Below are 15286 nucleotides of genomic sequence, written 5' to 3'. Positions count from 1 at the left end.
GAAGGCGTGACCAGATGGTGGAGATCAAGACCCCCGAGCAGATCGCGAAGATGCGAGCGGCCGGGCTGGTCGTCGCCGAGGCCCTGAAGGCCTGTCGCGAGGCGGTCGTCCCCGGGGTGACCACCCAGGAGCTCAACGACGTCGCGGACAAGGTCATCACCGGCCACGGTGCCACCTCGAACTTCCGGGCCCACCACGGCGGGCTCTGGTTCCCGGGCGTGATCTGCGCCTCGGTGAACAACGAGGTCGTGCACGGCATCCCCGGCGAGCGGGTGCTCCAGGAGGGTGACGTCATCTCGATCGACTGCGGCGCCATCCTGGACGGCTGGCACGGCGACTCGGCCATCACGGTGGCGGTCGGCGAGGTCAGCCCGGAGGTCGAGATGCTGAGCCGGGTCACCGAGGGCTCGATGTGGGCCGGCATCGCCCAGATGAAGAAGAACAACCGCCTGGTGGACGTCTCCAAGGCGATCGAGGGCTTCATCCGTCGCCAGCCGCTGCCGCCGAAGGGCAAATGGGGCATCACCGAGGGCTACGGCGGCCACGGCATCGGCACCGCGATGCACATGGAGCCGCACGTGCTGAACTACGTCGAGCGCGGCCGCGGCAAGGGCCCGAAGCTGGTCCCCGGCACCGTGCTGGCGATCGAGCCGATGGTCTCGCTCGGCACCCCGCACACCACCGTGCTGGACGACGAGTGGACGGTCGTCACCAACGACGGCACCTGGGCCTCGCACTGGGAGCACTCGGTGGCCGTCACCGAGCAGGGACCGCTGGTGCTGACCGCCTTCGACGGCGGCAGGGCGGAGCTGGCCAAGCTGGGCATCACCGCAGCTCCGGACCCCCTCGCGTAGTCGCCACGGCGCCCAACTGCCGCTGCTGACAAGGGATCAGAGCCCTGGAGGTTTGGACCTCCAGGGCTTTTGTCCTATTTTTATCGGCTGGCAGGGTCCGTAGTGGCTCACGAGCGAGCAGGAGAGAGTAAGTGCTCAAGGGATTCCGCGACTTCATGATGCGCGGCAACGTCGTCGACATGGCGGTCGGTGTGGTCATCGGTGCCGCGTTCACCGCGGTGGTGACCGGCTTCGTGTCCGCCTTCCTCACCCCGTTGGTGGGCGTGGTGGTCGGTGCGGCCGGCGACTTCAGCTCGTACAAGGCGCACATCGCGGGGGTGACCTTTCCGTACGGGCAGTTCCTCAACGTGCTGATCGCGTTCTTCATGACCGCCGCGGTGCTGTACTTCTGCGTGGTGCTGCCGATCACCAAGGCGACCGCGCGCTACATGCCGAAGAAGCCGAAGACGCCGAAGCGTCCCTGCCCCGAGTGCCTGACCGAGATCCCCGAGGCCGCCCGCCGCTGCTCGGCCTGCACCGCCCACGTCGAGCCGCTGGTGGTCGTCGCCAAGGCCTGACGCGACGGGTGTGACGGTGACCGCTTTCCGGGACCCCCGTTTTGGTCCGTCGGACGCGCTGGCGTAGGATGGACCGTCGGCTCACTCGTAGCGTGCTTCAGCGCGCCCTCTTCCCCCCGGGGGAGGGGTGAACCCAGGTTCGCACGAGCGTTCCGCATACGGTAGCCGGTCCCGGAAGGTGGATCTCGCAGTTCATGGCTAAGAAGCAAGGCGCCATTGAGATCGAGGGCACCGTGATCGAGTCTCTGCCGAACGCGATGTTCAAGGTCGAGCTGCAGAACGGTCACAAGGTCCTCGCGCACATCAGTGGCAAGATGCGCATGCACTACATCCGCATCCTGCCGGACGACCGGGTCGTCGTGGAGCTCAGCCCCTACGACCTCACGCGCGGGCGGATCGTCTACCGCTACAAGTAAGAACGTCAGATCTAGACCCGGAGAACCTGAACATGAAGGTCAAGCCGAGCGTCAAGAAGATCTGCGACAAGTGCAAGGTGATCCGCCGTCACGGCCGGGTCATGGTGATCTGCGACAACCTGCGCCACAAGCAGCGCCAGGGCTGATCTCTCCCCAGCATTTCTCGTAGTACTTCGCGCGACGCGAAAACGTCATAAGCGGGCTGCCCGATCCGTTCCGTCCGGAACGGACTGCCACCCCCGGTCAGAGGCCGGGGCTCCCTCACCGTGAGGTGTCGGAGTAGGTAGCACGCAAGACCTCTGAAAAAGCACAGGAGCCTTGAATGGCACGCCTCGCCGGCGTTGATCTCCCCCGTGAGAAGCGGATCGAGATCGCCCTCACCTACGTGTACGGCATCGGCCGTACCCGCGCCCAGCAGACCCTGGCCGAGACCGGTGTGAACCCGGACGTCCGCGTCCGCGACATCACCGAGGACGACCTGGTCAAGCTGGGTCAGTACATCGACGCCAACTACACGGTCGAGGGTGACCTCCGCCGTGAGGTGGCCGCCGACATCCGCCGCAAGGTCGAGATCGGCTGCTACGAGGGTCTGCGTCACCGCCGTGGCCTGCCGGTCCGCGGCCAGCGCACCCACACCAACGCGCGTACCCGCAAGGGCCCGCGTCGCGCGATCGCCGGCAAGAAGAAGCCGGGCAAGAAGTAGTCCGTCCCGTAACCGGACATCCCTCCGGCCCGCGGGTCAGCGGACCGACCACCTCAGTAGGAGAACAGACTTATGCCCCCCAAGGGTCGTCAGGCTGCCGGCGCGAAGAAGATCCGCCGCAAGGAAAAGAAGAACGTCGCTCACGGCCACGCGCACATCAAGAGCACGTTCAACAACACCATCGTTTCGATCACCGACCCCGCGGGCAACGTGATCTCCTGGGCCTCCGCCGGCCACGTCGGCTTCAAGGGCTCGCGCAAGTCCACCCCGTTCGCCGCGCAGATGGCCGCCGAGGCCGCTGCCCGTCGCGCGCAGGAGCACGGCATGCGCAAGGTTGACGTCTTCGTGAAGGGTCCGGGCTCCGGCCGCGAGACCGCGATCCGTTCGCTCCAGGCCACCGGCCTGGAGGTCGGCTCGATCCAGGACGTCACCCCCACCCCGCACAACGGCTGCCGTCCGCCGAAGCGCCGCCGCGTCTGACGCAGCGCCTTCGGGCACGCAGGTGATGTTTTAAACCTCGTACGGGCTCCCGTTCTCCACGGGAGCCCGTACGCTTGGTCCTGTCGGCATCAAATAGTGGGTGCCGAAGACAACCGGAGGATTTCCCCCATGCTTATCGCTCAGCGTCCCTCGCTGACCGAAGAGGTCGTCGACGAGTTCCGCTCCCGGTTCGTGATCGAGCCGCTGGAGCCGGGCTTCGGCTACACCCTCGGCAACTCCCTGCGCCGCACGCTCCTGTCGTCGATCCCGGGTGCCGCTGTCACCAGCATCCGCATCGACGGCGTCCTGCACGAGTTCACCACCGTGCCGGGCGTCAAGGAGGACGTGACCGACCTCATCCTCAACATCAAGCAGCTGGTCGTCTCCTCGGAGCACGACGAGCCGGTCGTGATGTACCTGCGCAAGCAGGGCCCGGGTGTCGTCACCGCCGCCGACATCGCCCCGCCGGCGGGTGTCGAGGTGCACAACCCCGAGCTGGTCCTCGCCACGCTGAACGGCAAGGGCAAGCTGGAGATGGAGCTGACCGTCGAGCGCGGTCGCGGCTACGTCTCCGCCGTCCAGAACAAGGCCTCCGGCCAGGAGATCGGCCGCATCCCGGTCGACTCGATCTACAGCCCGGTGCTGAAGGTCACCTACAAGGTCGAGGCCACCCGTGTCGAGCAGCGGACCGACTTCGACAAGCTGATCGTCGACGTCGAGACCAAGCCCGCCATGCGTCCGCGCGACGCCATGGCCTCGGCCGGCAAGACCCTGGTCGAGCTGTTCGGTCTCGCCCGCGAGCTGAACATCGACGCCGAGGGCATCGACATGGGCCCGTCCCCGACGGACGCCGCCCTGGCCGCTGACCTGGCGCTGCCGATCGAGGAGCTGGAGCTCACCGTCCGCTCCTACAACTGCCTCAAGCGCGAGGGCATCCACACCGTGGGTGAGCTCGTCGCCCGCTCCGAGGCCGACCTGCTCGACATCCGCAACTTCGGTGCGAAGTCGATCGACGAGGTCAAGGCGAAGCTGGCCGGCATGGGCCTGGCCCTCAAGGACAGCCCGCCCGGGTTCGACCCGACCGCTGCCGCCGACGCCTTCGGCGCCGACGACCTCGACGACTCGCACTTCGCCGAGACCGAGCAGTACTAAGAGAATTGGCCGCGGGGGCGGTTCCACGGAGCCGCCCCCGCCGTCGCGAAAGTCGTACGGGCAACAGTGCCCGTACGCCCGCTGCGGTACCTGATACGGCCGTAGTCGGAGATCCAAGGAGAAATCCATGCCGCGTCCCACCAAGGGTGCCCGCCTCGGCGGCGGCCCGCACCACGAGCCGCTGCTGCTCGCCGGTCTGTGCCGGGAGCTGTTCCAGTACGGCCGCATCACCACGACCGAGGCCAAGGCCCGTCGGATGCGCCCGCTGGCGGAGAAGCTGATCACCAAGGCGAAGAAGGGCGACATCCACAACCGTCGCCTGGTGCGCAAGACCATCACCGACATCTCGGTGCTGCACACCCTCTTCACCGAGATCGCGCCGCGCTACGAGAACCGCCCGGGTGGCTACACCCGCATCACCAAGATCGGTCCCCGTCGTGGCGACAACGCCCCGATGGCCGTGATCGAGCTGGTCGAGGCGCTGACCGTCGCGCAGACCGCCGTCGGCGAGGCCGAGGCCGCCACCAAGCGCGCCGTCAAGGAGGCCGACGAGGCCGCTGCCGTCGAGACCAAGGCCGACGAGGCCGAGGCCGCCGAGCAGGCCTGACGCCTCTAGGTGTTCCGCGGGCCCGTTTCCCCAGCAGTGGGGGAGCGGGCCCGTTCCTCATCCCCGGGAGATGTGAGAAGCAGTGGTCAACGATTGCGCCGAGCAGCCGCCGGTGAAGGACGGCCCGGCCGACGAGTACGTCCGGGTCCGGCTCGACCTCGCCTACCAGGGCGCCGAGTTCTCCGGCTGGGCCCGCCAGAAGGGCGGCCGGCGGACGGTCCAGGAGGAGATCGAGACCGCGCTGCAGATCGTCACCCGCAGCCCCGAACTGTTCCCGCTGACGGTGGCCGGCCGCACCGACGCCGGGGTGCACGCCCGCGGCCAGGTCGCCCACGTCGACCTGCCCGCCGAGCTGTGGGAGGCGCACCGGGAGAAGCTGCTGCGCCGGCTGGCGGGCCGGCTGCCCGGGGACGTCCGGATCTACCGGGTCGGCGAGGCGCCGGCCGGGTTCGACGCCCGTTTCTCGGCGGTCTGGCGCCGGTACGCGTACCGCGTCGCCGACCACCCGGGCGGGGTGGACCCGCTGCTGCGCGGCCACGTGCTCTGGCACGACCGCCCGCTGGACGTGGACCGGATGAACGAGGCGGCGAAGCTGCTGCTCGGCGAGCACGACTTCGCCGCGTACTGCAAGAAGCGCGAGGGTGCCACCACCATCCGCACCCTGCTGGAGCTGCACTGGGACCGCGTCCCGGTGGACTCCTACGCGGCCCAGGAGGGCTCGCTCGCGGTCGCCACCGTCCGGGCCGACGCCTTCTGCCACAACATGGTCCGGGCGCTGGTCGGCGCGATGCTGCTGGTCGGCGACGGGCACCGGCCGGTGGAGTTCCCCGGCGAGGTGCTGGCGGGCGGGGTGCGCAACTCCGCCGTCAACGTGATCCGGCCGTACGGGCTCACGCTGGAGGAGGTCGGCTACCCGCCGGACGACCAGCTGGCCGAGCGCAACCGGGCGGCCCGGCGGATGCGGACCCTGCCCGGGCAGCCGGCCGTCGGGTAATCCGTTTTGGCCCGGCGCGTCCGCTTGGGAGAATCGCTCCCATGGGACACGTCGAGATTTCGCACCTGGAGTACTACCTGCCGGACGGGCGCGTGTTGTTCGACGACGCGTCCTTCCGGGTCGGAGAGGGCGCCGCGGTCGCCCTGGTCGGTGCCAACGGCGCCGGCAAGACCACCCTGCTGCGCATGATCGCGGGGGACATCCAGCCGCACGGCGGCTCGGTGACGATCAGCGGCGGGCTCGGCGTGATGCGCCAGTTCGTCGGCACCACCGGCCGCGAGGACCAGTCGTCCACCCCGGGCGCGCTGCCGGCCGACGCCTCGGTGCGCGACCTGCTGGTGTCGGTCGCCCCCGAGCGGATCGCCAAGGCCGCCCGCGCGGTGGACGCCGCCGAGCTGGCGATGATCGCCCAGGACGACGAGAAGACGCAGATGGCCTACGCCCAGGCGCTCTCGGACTGGGCCGACGTCGGCGGCTACGACTACGAGACGGACTGGGACGTCTGCACCACGGCGGCCCTCGGGGTGCCGTTCGACAAGGCCCAGTGGCGGGGCCTGAACACCCTCTCCGGCGGCGAGCAGAAGCGGCTCGTCCTGGAGGCGCTGCTGCGCGGCCCGGAGGAGGTGCTGCTGCTCGACGAGCCGGACAACTACCTGGACGTCCCGGGCAAGCGCTGGCTGGAGGAGGCCATCAAGACCACCTCGAAGACGGTGCTGTACATCTCGCACGACCGCGAGCTGCTCTCGAAGACCGCGGACAAGATCATCGCCGTCGAGTCCGGCGCCGCCGGCAGCAGCGTCTGGGTGCACGGCGGCGGCTTCGACAGCTTCCACGAGGCCCGCAAGGACCGCTTCGCGCGCTTCGAGGAACTGGGCCGGCGCTGGGACGAGGAGCACGCCAAGCTCAAGAAGCTGGTCGTCACCCTGCGCCAGGCGGCCTCGGTCAGCCACGCGCTCGCCACCCGCTACGCCGCCGCCCAGACCCGGCTGAAGAAGTTCGAGGAGGCCGGCCGCCCGGAGGAGCCCCCGCGCGAGCAGAGCATCACCATGCGGCTCAAGGGCGGGCGCACCGGCATGCGCGCCTTCACCCTGGAGCAGCTGGAGCTCACCGGCCTGATGCAGCCCTTCGACCTGGAGGTCTTCTACGGCGAGCGGGTCGCGGTGCTGGGCGCCAACGGCGCCGGCAAGTCGCACCTGCTGCGGCTGCTGGCCGGTGACACGACGGTCGGGCACACCGGGGACTGGAAGCTCGGCGCCCGGGTCGTACCCGGCCACTTCCGGCAGACCCACGCCCACCCGGAGCTGTTCGGCCGCACCGTGCGGTCGATCGTCGAGGAGGAGCACGCGCTCAGCCGCGGCGCCGCGATGGGGGCGCTGCGCCGCTACGAGCTGGACCGCCAGGAGGAGCAGAAGTTCGAGTCGCTGTCCGGCGGGCAGCAGGCCCGGCTGATGATCCTCAAGCTCGAACTCTCCGGCGTGACGGCCCTGTTGCTCGACGAGCCGACCGACAACCTGGACCTGGAGAGCGCCGAGGCCCTGCAGACCGGCCTGGAGGCCTTCGAGGGCACCGTGCTGTGCGTCACCCACGACCGCTGGTTCGCCAGGACCTTCGACCGCTTCCTGGTGTTCGGGGCGGACGGCCGGGTGTACGAGTCGTCGGAGCCGGTCTGGGACGTGACCCGGGTGGAGCGCGAACGCTGAGTCGCGACCGGCCCGGCCGGGAGGGGTCCAGCCGATTTTTGACCCCTCAGGGTCGGGCCGGTAACCTGGACGCTTGATGTGCGTATTGGCTCGCTCTATCTCACGTGAGAGGTCGGTACGCCGGAGACATCAGGTCGTCGACCAGCGGTCCCCCTTGAATTGCGTCCAAGGTTGGCCAGGCTGCTCTGCCGTCCGGGTGCTCCTGTCAGGACTCACTCACTGAAAAGCGAAGGCTACGACCGTGCGTACGTACAGCCCCAAGCCCGGCGACGTCCAGCGTCAGTGGCACGTCATCGACGCGACCGACGTCGTGCTCGGCCGCCTGGCCTCCCAGGCCGCCAACCTCCTCCGGGGCAAGCACAAGGCGATCTACGCGCCGCACGTTGACACTGGTGACTTCGTCATCATCATCAACGCCGACAAGGTGCACCTGTCCGGTAACAAGAAGACCCAGAAGCTGGCCTACCGCCACTCGGGCTTCCCGGGCGGTCTGCGCTCGGTGCGCTACGACGACCTGCTGGCGAACAACCCGGAGAAGGCCGTCGAGAAGGCCATCAAGGGCATGATCCCCAAGAACAGCCTGGGCCGCCAGATGCTCTCCAAGCTGAAGGTCTACTCGGGCGACCAGCACCCGCACGCTGCCCAGCAGCCGGTGCCGTTCGAGATCACCCAGGTCGCGCAGTAATTCGGCCACCAAGCCCCCCAACACTGAAAAGAGCTGAGGAACATCGTGGCCGAGACCACTGAAACCCTTGAGGTCGACTTCGACGAGGCCGTTGAGGCCGTCGAGGGCGAGTACACCTCCGAGGAGAGCTACACCTCCGAGTCCCTGGCCGGCCGCTTCGGCGAGGCCACCCCGGGCGCCGGCCTCGGCCGTCGCAAGGAGGCGATCGCCCGCGTGCGCATCGTCCCCGGCACCGGCCAGTGGAAGATCAACGGTCGCACCCTCGAGGGTTACTTCCCGAACAAGGTGCACCAGCAGACCGTGAACGAGCCCTTCAAGCTCCTTGAGCTGGACGGCCGTTACGACGTCGTCGCCCGCATCAGCGGTGGTGGCGTGTCCGGCCAGGCCTACGCGCTGCGCCTCGGCGTCGCCCGTGCCCTGAACGAGGCCGACGTGGACAACAACCGCGCCGCCCTGAAGAAGGCCGGCTTCCTGATGCGTGACGCCCGTGCCGTCGAGCGCAAGAAGGCCGGTCTGAAGAAGGCCCGCAAGGCGCCGCAGTACAGCAAGCGCTAATCGCCTCCCCGGGGGTGCGCTCCGCCCTGGCGGCGCACCCCCTGGTTGTGCGAAACCGTCGCCCCGGAGTACCTCGAGTACTCCGGGGCGACGTGTTCCCCGGCTACTGTGCGGCGGCCGGGATCTTCGGTTGGGTTCCGAGCAGTGGTGATGGAGGACGGGACAGTGGGACGACTCTTCGGTACGGACGGCGTGCGCGGGGTGGCCAACGAGGGCCTGACGGCGGAGCTGGCGCTCGGTCTGTCGGTCGCGGCGGCCCATGTGCTCGGCGAGGCCGGCGCCTTCGACGGCCACCGGCCGGTCGCGGTGGTCGGCCGTGACCCGCGCGCCTCGGGCGAGTTCCTGGAGGCCGCCGTCATCGCCGGTCTGGCGAGCGCCGGCGTCGACGTCCTGCGGGTCGGCGTCCTGCCCACCCCGGCCGTGGCGTACCTCACCGGCGCGCTCGGCGCCGACTTCGGCGTGATGCTGTCCGCCAGCCACAACGCCATGCCGGACAACGGCATCAAGTTCCTCGCCCGCGGCGGCCACAAGCTGGACGACCGGATCGAGGACGCGATCGAGTCCCACTACCGCAAGCACACGCTCGGCGACGAGGACTGGAACCGTCCGACCGGCGCGGCCGTCGGCCGGGTGCGCGAGTACACCGAGGGCTTCGACAAGTACGTCGCCCACCTGATCGGCGTGCTGCCCAACCGCCTGGACGGCATCAAGGTCGTCATCGACGGCGCCCACGGCGCGGCCGCCTACGTCGCCCCCGAGGCCTTCGCCCGGGCCGGTGCCGAGGTGGTCCACACCCTGGGGGCCGAGCCCACCGGCCTCAACATCAACGACGGCGTCGGCTCCACCCACCTGGACCGGCTGCGGGTCGCGATGAAGGAGCACAAGGCCGACCTGGGCATCGCCCTGGACGGCGACGCCGACCGCTGCCTGGCCGCCGACGCCGAGGGCGCCGAGGTGGACGGCGACCAGATCATCGCCATCCTCGCGGTCGCCATGAAGGAGGCCGGCACCCTGCGCCGCAACACCGCGGTGGCCACCGTGATGTCCAACCTCGGCTTCAAGCTGGCGATGGAGCGCGAGGGCATCGAGCTGGTGGAGACCGCCGTCGGCGACCGCTACGTGCTGGAGGCGATGAAGGAGCACGGCTTCGCGCTGGGCGGCGAGCAGTCCGGCCACGTGATCCTGCTGGACCACGCCACCACCGGTGACGGCACCCTGACCGGCCTGATGCTGGGCGCCCGGCTGGCCGCCACCAAGCAGCCGCTGGCCGACCTGGCCGCCGTGATGACCCGGCTGCCGCAGGTGCTGATCAACGTCAAGGGCGTCGACAAGTCCCGGGTGCGGACCAGCACCGAGCTGACCGCCGCGGTCGCCGCGGCCGAGGCCGAGCTGGGCTCCACCGGCCGGGTGCTGCTGCGCCCGTCGGGCACCGAGCCGCTGGTCCGGGTGATGGTCGAGGCCGCCGACCCGGCGCAGGCCGAGGCGGTCGGGCAGCGGCTGGCCGACGCGGTGCGCACCCACCTGGGCTGAGCCCCGGAGACGGCGAAGGGCCCCCGCGCGACGCGGGGGCCCTTCGTGTCGTGCCCGGCGGGCGCTCAGAGCTTGCGCAGCAGCGCCCGGCGGACCTTGTGGTCCGAGCCCTTCTGGAGGATCAGGGTGGCGCGGCCGCGGGTCGGCAGCACGTTCTCCAGCAGGTTGGGCTTGTTGATGGTGCGCCAGACCTGCCGGCCGTACTCCATCGCCTCCTCCTCCGGCACCTCGGTGAAGCGGCGGAAGTAGGAGTTCGGGTCCTGGAAGGCGGTCTGCCGCAGCTTGCGGAAGCGGTCCAGGTACCAGTGCTCGATGTCGTCGGTCCGGGCGTCGACGTAGATCGAGAAGTCGAAGTAGTCGGCCACCGCGAGGCGGGTGCGGCCGTCGGAGCCGGGCAGGGCCGGCTGGAGCACGTTCAGGCCCTCGACGATCAGGATGTCCGGGCGCTCCACGGTCAGCCGCTCGCCCTGCACGATGTCGTACACCAGGTGCGAGTAGACCGGCGCGCTGACCCGCTCCTTGCCCGCCTTCACGTCCGCGACGAAGCGCATCAGCGCCCGGCGGTCGTACGACTCCGGGAAGCCCTTGCGGGCCATCAGGCCGCGCCGGCGCAGCTCGGCGTTGGGGAGCAGGAAGCCGTCGGTGGTGACCAGCTCGACCCGGGGGTGCTCGGGCCAGCGGGCGAGCAGCGCCTGGAGCAGGCGGGCGGTGGTGGACTTGCCGACCGCCACGGAGCCGGCCACGCCGATGATGAACGGGGTGCGGGTGCGTTCGGTGTCCGGGGTGTCCAGGAAGGTGCCCAGCGTGCCGCGCAGCTCGTGCGTGGCGTGGATGTACAGGTTCAGCAGGCGGGACAGCGGCAGGTAGACGTCGCGGACCTCGTCCAGGTCGAGGGCGGTGCCGAGGCCGCGCAGCCGTTCCACCTCCTCGGCGGTCAGCGGCAGTGGCGTACGCTCGCGCAGCGCGCTCCACTCGGCCCGGCTGAGGTCGACGTAGGGGGACGGCGACGGGCCGGGCGTGGCGGCGCCCCGCGTACAGAGTTCGGTCAGCACATGCTCCATTGTGAGCCGTAGCGGCGTTCACGGTGGCTGTGGTGTCGGTCACGCAGCGTTCGCGCGCGAGGGGGAAACGGCCACAGAACCGCCCTTATGCTGGCACGCATGTGCGGAATTGTTGGATACGTGGGCGCTCAGTCCGCCCTCGACGTAGTAATCGCAGGCTTGCAGCGACTGGAGTACCGGGGCTACGACTCGGCCGGTGTCGCGGTGCAGGTCCAGGACTCCGAGGGGCAGTGGAGCCTGGCCACCGACAAGCGGGCGGGCAAGCTCGCCAATCTGGAGAAGTCGCTCGCCGAGACCCCTCTGCCCGGCGGCACCACCGGCATCGGCCACACCCGCTGGGCCACCCACGGCGGCCCGACGGACGCCAACGCCCACCCCCACCTGGACGACCACCAGCGGGTGGCCGTGGTGCACAACGGCATCATCGAGAACTTCGCGCAGCTGCGCGCCGAGATCGCCGAGCGCGGCCACACCCTCCGGTCCGAGACCGACACCGAGGTCGTCGCCCACCTGCTGGGCGAGGCCTACGCGGGTGACCTCGCCGAGGCCATGCGGGTGGTCTGCCGTCAGCTGGAGGGCGCCTTCACCCTGGTCGCCGTGCACGCGGACGCGCCGGACGTGGTCGTCGGTGCCCGCCGCAACTCGCCGCTGGTGGTCGGCCGCGGCGAGGGCGAGAACTTCCTCGCCTCGGACGTCGCCGCCTTCATCGCCCACACCCGCGAGGCGATCGAGCTGGGCCAGGACCAGGTGGTCGAGCTGCGCCGGGAGGGCGTGACCGTCACCAACTTCGACGGCACCCCGGCCGACGTGCGCGAGTACCACGTCGACTGGGACGCCTCGGCCGCCGAGAAGGGCGGCTACGACTACTTCATGCTCAAGGAGATCGCCGAGCAGCCGAAGGCGGTCGCCGACACCCTCCTCGGCCGGATCGGCACCGACGGCCGGCTGACCCTGGACGAGCTGCGGATCTCCGACGCCGACCTGCGCTCGGTCGACAAGGTCGTCATCGTGGCCTGCGGCACGGCCTTCCACGCCGGCATGATCGCCAAGTACGCGATCGAGCACTGGACCCGCATCCCCTGCGAGGTCGAGGTCGCCTCCGAGTTCCGCTACCGCGACCCGATCATGGGCCCGGGCACGCTGGTCATCGCCATCTCGCAGTCCGGCGAGACCATGGACACCCTGATGGCCCTGCGGCACGCCCGCGAGCAGGGCGCCAAGGTGCTGGCGATCTGCAACACCAACGGCTCCACCATCCCGCGCGAGTCGGACGCGGTGCTGTACACCCACGCCGGCCCGGAGGTCGCGGTCGCCTCGACCAAGGCGTTCCTGACCCAGCTGGTCGCCTGCTACCTGGTCGCCCTGTACCTGGGCCAGGTGCGCGGCACCAAGTGGGGCGACGAGATCTTCGCCGTCATCAAGGAGCTCGGCGACGCGCCGAAGCAGGTCGAGCAGGTCCTGGAGACCATGGAGCCGGTGCGCGAGCTGGCCCGCTCGCTGGCCGACGCCCGCTCGGTGCTGTTCCTCGGCCGCCACGTCGGCTTCCCGGTGGCCCTGGAGGGCGCGCTCAAGCTCAAGGAGCTGGCGTACATGCACGCCGAGGGCTTCGCGGCGGGCGAGCTCAAGCACGGCCCGATCGCGCTGATCGAGGAGGGGCTGCCGGTCGTGGTGGTCGTGCCCTCGCCGCGCGGACGCTCGATCCTGCACGACAAGATCGTCTCCAACATCCAGGAGATCAGGGCCCGCGGTGCCCGCACGATCGTGATCGCCGAGGAGGGCGACGAGGCCGTCGTCCCGTACGCGGACCACCTGATCCGCATCCCGGCCACCCCGGTGCTGCTCCAGCCGCTGGTCGCCACCGTCCCGCTCCAGGTCTTCGCCTGCGAGCTGGCCACGGCCAAGGGCCACGAGGTCGACCAGCCGCGCAACCTGGCGAAGTCGGTCACCGTCGAGTAGTCGCTCGGCGGCACGGCGCCCCTGCGGTGGCTGCGTCCTACCGCAGGGGCGCCGTGTCGAGCGTGAAGGAGAACGGGGCGGGGAGCTTGATGCGCCTGCCGAATTCGGTTTCGTGAAGGGTGGTGTAGTCGCCGTTCCTCGGATCCGTGAACAGCGTCACCCTGCCTTCGCTGCGGTCGATGAGCAGGTAGCACGGAATGCCCGCAGCGGCGTAGCCCAGGCGCTTGGCCTCGCGGTCCTTGTGCGGGTTGATCGAGGTGACTTCAAGGACCAGTTCGACTCCCACCGCGGATGACCACGAATCCTGAGCGCGGAAATGGCCGACCGGAGCGACCGTGGCGTCCGGGATGAAACGGCCCTTGGGGGTGATCAGTCCCTTCCCGCCGCTGACGTACAGGTCCTCGGCTGCCTCACGCGCAACAGCGCGGGCGAACCGGGCGATGGCGTCCTCATGGTCGCCGTCCGGCGGTGGCGTCACGACGATCTCCCCTTCGATGAGCTCGGCCTTGAAACCGGGTGGGGTGTCCAACTCCAGAAACGCCTGGAGGAGGCTGTCCTCGCCCAGCGGGTGCTCGACTGCCGGCATGGCGACCATGGCCCTTCTCCCTCCTGTGGGTCCGTGCCGAGCCACAAGGTAGGCGTACGGACCGGCACCGGCGGGGGATCGAAGTGGTTGTCACTCGAAAGTGTGCCGCAGGCCCGGCTCCCGCGGGGCGGTGGCGCGGGCTAGCGTCGGCGGCAGCCGACCGCTGAAGGAGTTCTCCCCATGCGTCATGCACACCCTGTGGAAACCGTCCGGGCCGCCGAGGCCGAGCTGATGGCGCGGCTGCCCGAGGGCACCCTGATGCAGCGGGCGGCCGCGGGGCTGGCCGCGACCTGCGCGCGGCTGCTGACGCGGCGTCGGGGGCGGGTGTACGGCAGCCGGGTGACGGTGCTCGCGGGCAGCGGGGACAACGGGGGTGACGCCCTGTACGCCGGGGCCGCGCTGGCCCGGCGCGGGGCGCGGGTGACGGCGGTGCTGCTGGCGCCGGAGAAGGCCCACCCGGGCGGGCTGGCCGCGCTGCGGGCCGCCGGCGGGCGGGTGACGGCGGAGCGGGAAGTCGGCCTGGCCGACTTCTCGCGCGCGGACCTGGTGCTGGACGGGATCGTCGGCATCGGCGGCCGGGGCGGGCTGCGCCCGGAGGCCGTGCCGTACGCGAGGGCCGAGCGGCACGGGATCGTGGTGGCGGTGGACCTGCCGAGCGGGGTGGACGCCGACACCGGGGAGGTGCCGGGCGCCGCGCTGCGGGCCGACGTCACGGTCTGCTTCGGCACGTACAAGCCCGGGCTGCTGGTCGACCCGGGGGCCTCGTACGCGGGGGCCGTGCAGCTGGTCGGCATCGGGCTGGAGCCGCCCGCCGCGCGGGTGACGGCGCTCCAGCACGCGGACGTGGCGGCGCTGCTGCCGGAGCCGGGCGCGGAGAGCGACAAGTACCGGCGCGGCGTCGTCGGGGTGGCGGCCGGCTCGGCGACCTACCCGGGGGCGGCGCTGCTGGCGGTGGTCGGGGCGCTGCACGGCGGCGCGGGCGCCGTCCGGTACGTGGGCACGGCGGCCGAGGAGGTGGTGCGGCGCTTCCCGGAGGTGCTGGTCACCGAGGGCGGGCCGGCCGGCGCCGGACGGGTGCAGGCCTGGGTGGTCGGGCCGGGCGGCGGCGAGGGGGCGCGGCAGGCGCTGACCGAGGCGCTGGCGAGCGACGTCCCGGTGCTGGTGGACGCCGACGGGCTGACCGAGCTGGGCCGGCTCGGCCCGGACGCGCTGGCCGGCCGCACCGCGCCCACCCTGCTCACCCCGCACACCGGCGAGGCCGCCCGGCTGCTCGCCGGCGCCGACGGCGGCACACCGCCGGCCGCCGACGACCTGGCCGCGGCCCGGCTGGCCACCGCCCGACGGCTGGCGGCCGGCTACCGCGCCACGGTGCTGCTGAAGGGCTCCACCACGGTGGTCGCCGATCCGGGCGGGGCCGTCCGGGTGAACCCCACCGGCACCTCCTGGCTGG

17 protein-coding genes are annotated in these 15286 nt (G+C 70.7%); 15 read left to right on the top strand and 2 right to left on the bottom strand.

Translation table 11 applies throughout. The annotated features are described in order from the left end of the window. Positions 1 to 14 precede the first annotated feature (14 nt). From map to glmM, 13 genes are all read left to right on the top strand, one after another. A complete protein-coding gene (map, locus tag ACFVHV_RS16495; RefSeq protein WP_359897507.1) occupies positions 15 to 854 on the top strand; it encodes a type I methionyl aminopeptidase in 840 nt (279 codons plus the stop codon). Positions 855 to 985: 131 nt separating this feature from the next. Beyond that, the gene (gene mscL, locus ACFVHV_RS16490) at positions 986 to 1411 is read left to right on the top strand and encodes a large conductance mechanosensitive channel protein MscL (RefSeq protein WP_359897506.1); all 426 of its coding nucleotides are present in this window, start codon (positions 986 to 988) and stop codon (positions 1409 to 1411) included. Positions 1412 to 1605: 194 nt separating this feature from the next. Further along, positions 1606 to 1827 carry a translation initiation factor IF-1 gene (infA, locus tag ACFVHV_RS16485; protein WP_003956442.1) on the top strand — a complete coding sequence of 74 codons (222 nt, stop codon included), beginning with the start codon at positions 1606 to 1608 and terminating at the stop codon, positions 1825 to 1827. Positions 1828 to 1859: 32 nt separating this feature from the next. Beyond that, entirely contained in the window at positions 1860 to 1973 is a 114-nt protein-coding gene (gene rpmJ, locus ACFVHV_RS16480) for a 50S ribosomal protein L36 (protein WP_003956441.1), read from the top strand. Between the two features lie 176 nt (positions 1974 to 2149). After that, positions 2150 to 2530, top strand: a complete 381-nt coding sequence (gene rpsM, locus ACFVHV_RS16475) for a 30S ribosomal protein S13 (RefSeq protein ID WP_350511311.1) — start codon at positions 2150 to 2152, stop codon at positions 2528 to 2530. Between the two features lie 72 nt (positions 2531 to 2602). Further along, positions 2603 to 3010, top strand: a complete 408-nt coding sequence (gene rpsK / locus ACFVHV_RS16470) for a 30S ribosomal protein S11 (RefSeq protein WP_030232513.1) — start codon at positions 2603 to 2605, stop codon at positions 3008 to 3010. 129 nt (positions 3011 to 3139) lie between these two features. Next, positions 3140 to 4162: a DNA-directed RNA polymerase subunit alpha gene (locus tag ACFVHV_RS16465; protein WP_049649049.1), complete on the top strand. Its 1023-nt coding sequence runs from the start codon at positions 3140 to 3142 to the stop codon at positions 4160 to 4162. Between the two features lie 127 nt (positions 4163 to 4289). Further along, positions 4290 to 4769 (top strand): 50S ribosomal protein L17, encoded by a 480-nt coding sequence (rplQ, locus tag ACFVHV_RS16460; RefSeq protein WP_359897505.1) that lies wholly within the window; start codon positions 4290 to 4292, stop codon positions 4767 to 4769. Positions 4770 to 4851: 82 nt separating this feature from the next. Further along, complete coding sequence (truA, locus tag ACFVHV_RS16455; RefSeq protein WP_380351751.1) at positions 4852 to 5763, top strand: tRNA pseudouridine(38-40) synthase TruA; 912 nt, start codon at positions 4852 to 4854, stop codon at positions 5761 to 5763. Positions 5764 to 5804: 41 nt separating this feature from the next. Further along, positions 5805 to 7463, top strand: a complete 1659-nt coding sequence (locus ACFVHV_RS16450) for an ATP-binding cassette domain-containing protein (protein ID WP_359897503.1) — start codon at positions 5805 to 5807, stop codon at positions 7461 to 7463. A gap of 241 nt (positions 7464 to 7704) precedes the next feature. Then, positions 7705 to 8148 carry a 50S ribosomal protein L13 gene (gene rplM, locus ACFVHV_RS16445; protein WP_030055846.1) on the top strand — a complete coding sequence of 148 codons (444 nt, stop codon included), beginning with the start codon at positions 7705 to 7707 and terminating at the stop codon, positions 8146 to 8148. A gap of 45 nt (positions 8149 to 8193) precedes the next feature. Continuing rightward, entirely contained in the window at positions 8194 to 8703 is a 510-nt protein-coding gene (gene rpsI / locus ACFVHV_RS16440; protein WP_350503556.1) for a 30S ribosomal protein S9, read from the top strand. Between the two features lie 165 nt (positions 8704 to 8868). Beyond that, positions 8869 to 10233: a phosphoglucosamine mutase gene (gene glmM, locus ACFVHV_RS16435; RefSeq protein ID WP_359897502.1), complete on the top strand. Its 1365-nt coding sequence runs from the start codon at positions 8869 to 8871 to the stop codon at positions 10231 to 10233. 65 nt (positions 10234 to 10298) lie between these two features. Here the strand turns inward: glmM and coaA are convergent, their stop codons facing one another. Continuing rightward, complete coding sequence (gene coaA / locus ACFVHV_RS16430) at positions 10299 to 11294, bottom strand: type I pantothenate kinase (RefSeq protein WP_359897501.1); 996 nt, start codon at positions 11292 to 11294, stop codon at positions 10299 to 10301. A gap of 99 nt (positions 11295 to 11393) precedes the next feature. Here coaA and glmS point away from each other — a divergent pair, with 99 nt between their 5' ends. Continuing rightward, positions 11394 to 13250, top strand: coding sequence for a glutamine--fructose-6-phosphate transaminase (isomerizing) (gene glmS, locus ACFVHV_RS16425; protein ID WP_359897500.1), 1857 nt, complete (start codon positions 11394 to 11396; stop codon positions 13248 to 13250). A gap of 37 nt (positions 13251 to 13287) precedes the next feature. On the opposite strand, the gene ACFVHV_RS16420 is transcribed toward glmS, so the two are convergent. Continuing rightward, positions 13288 to 13845, bottom strand: coding sequence for a Uma2 family endonuclease (locus tag ACFVHV_RS16420; RefSeq protein WP_380351747.1), 558 nt, complete (start codon positions 13843 to 13845; stop codon positions 13288 to 13290). 171 nt (positions 13846 to 14016) lie between these two features. On the opposite strand from ACFVHV_RS16420, the gene ACFVHV_RS16415 reads away from it, so the two are divergent. Then, positions 14017 to 15286: NAD(P)H-hydrate epimerase (locus tag ACFVHV_RS16415; RefSeq protein ID WP_380351746.1), on the top strand; the 1270-nt coding region annotated here is incomplete at its 3' end.

Source organism: Kitasatospora sp. NPDC127116 (genome assembly GCF_042677365.1).
Taxonomy (GTDB): Bacteria; Actinomycetota; Actinomycetes; order Streptomycetales; family Streptomycetaceae; genus Kitasatospora; species Kitasatospora lactacystinica.
Note: the sequence above shows the minus strand (reverse complement) of the source record. Positions and strands in the feature narration are given on the sequence as shown.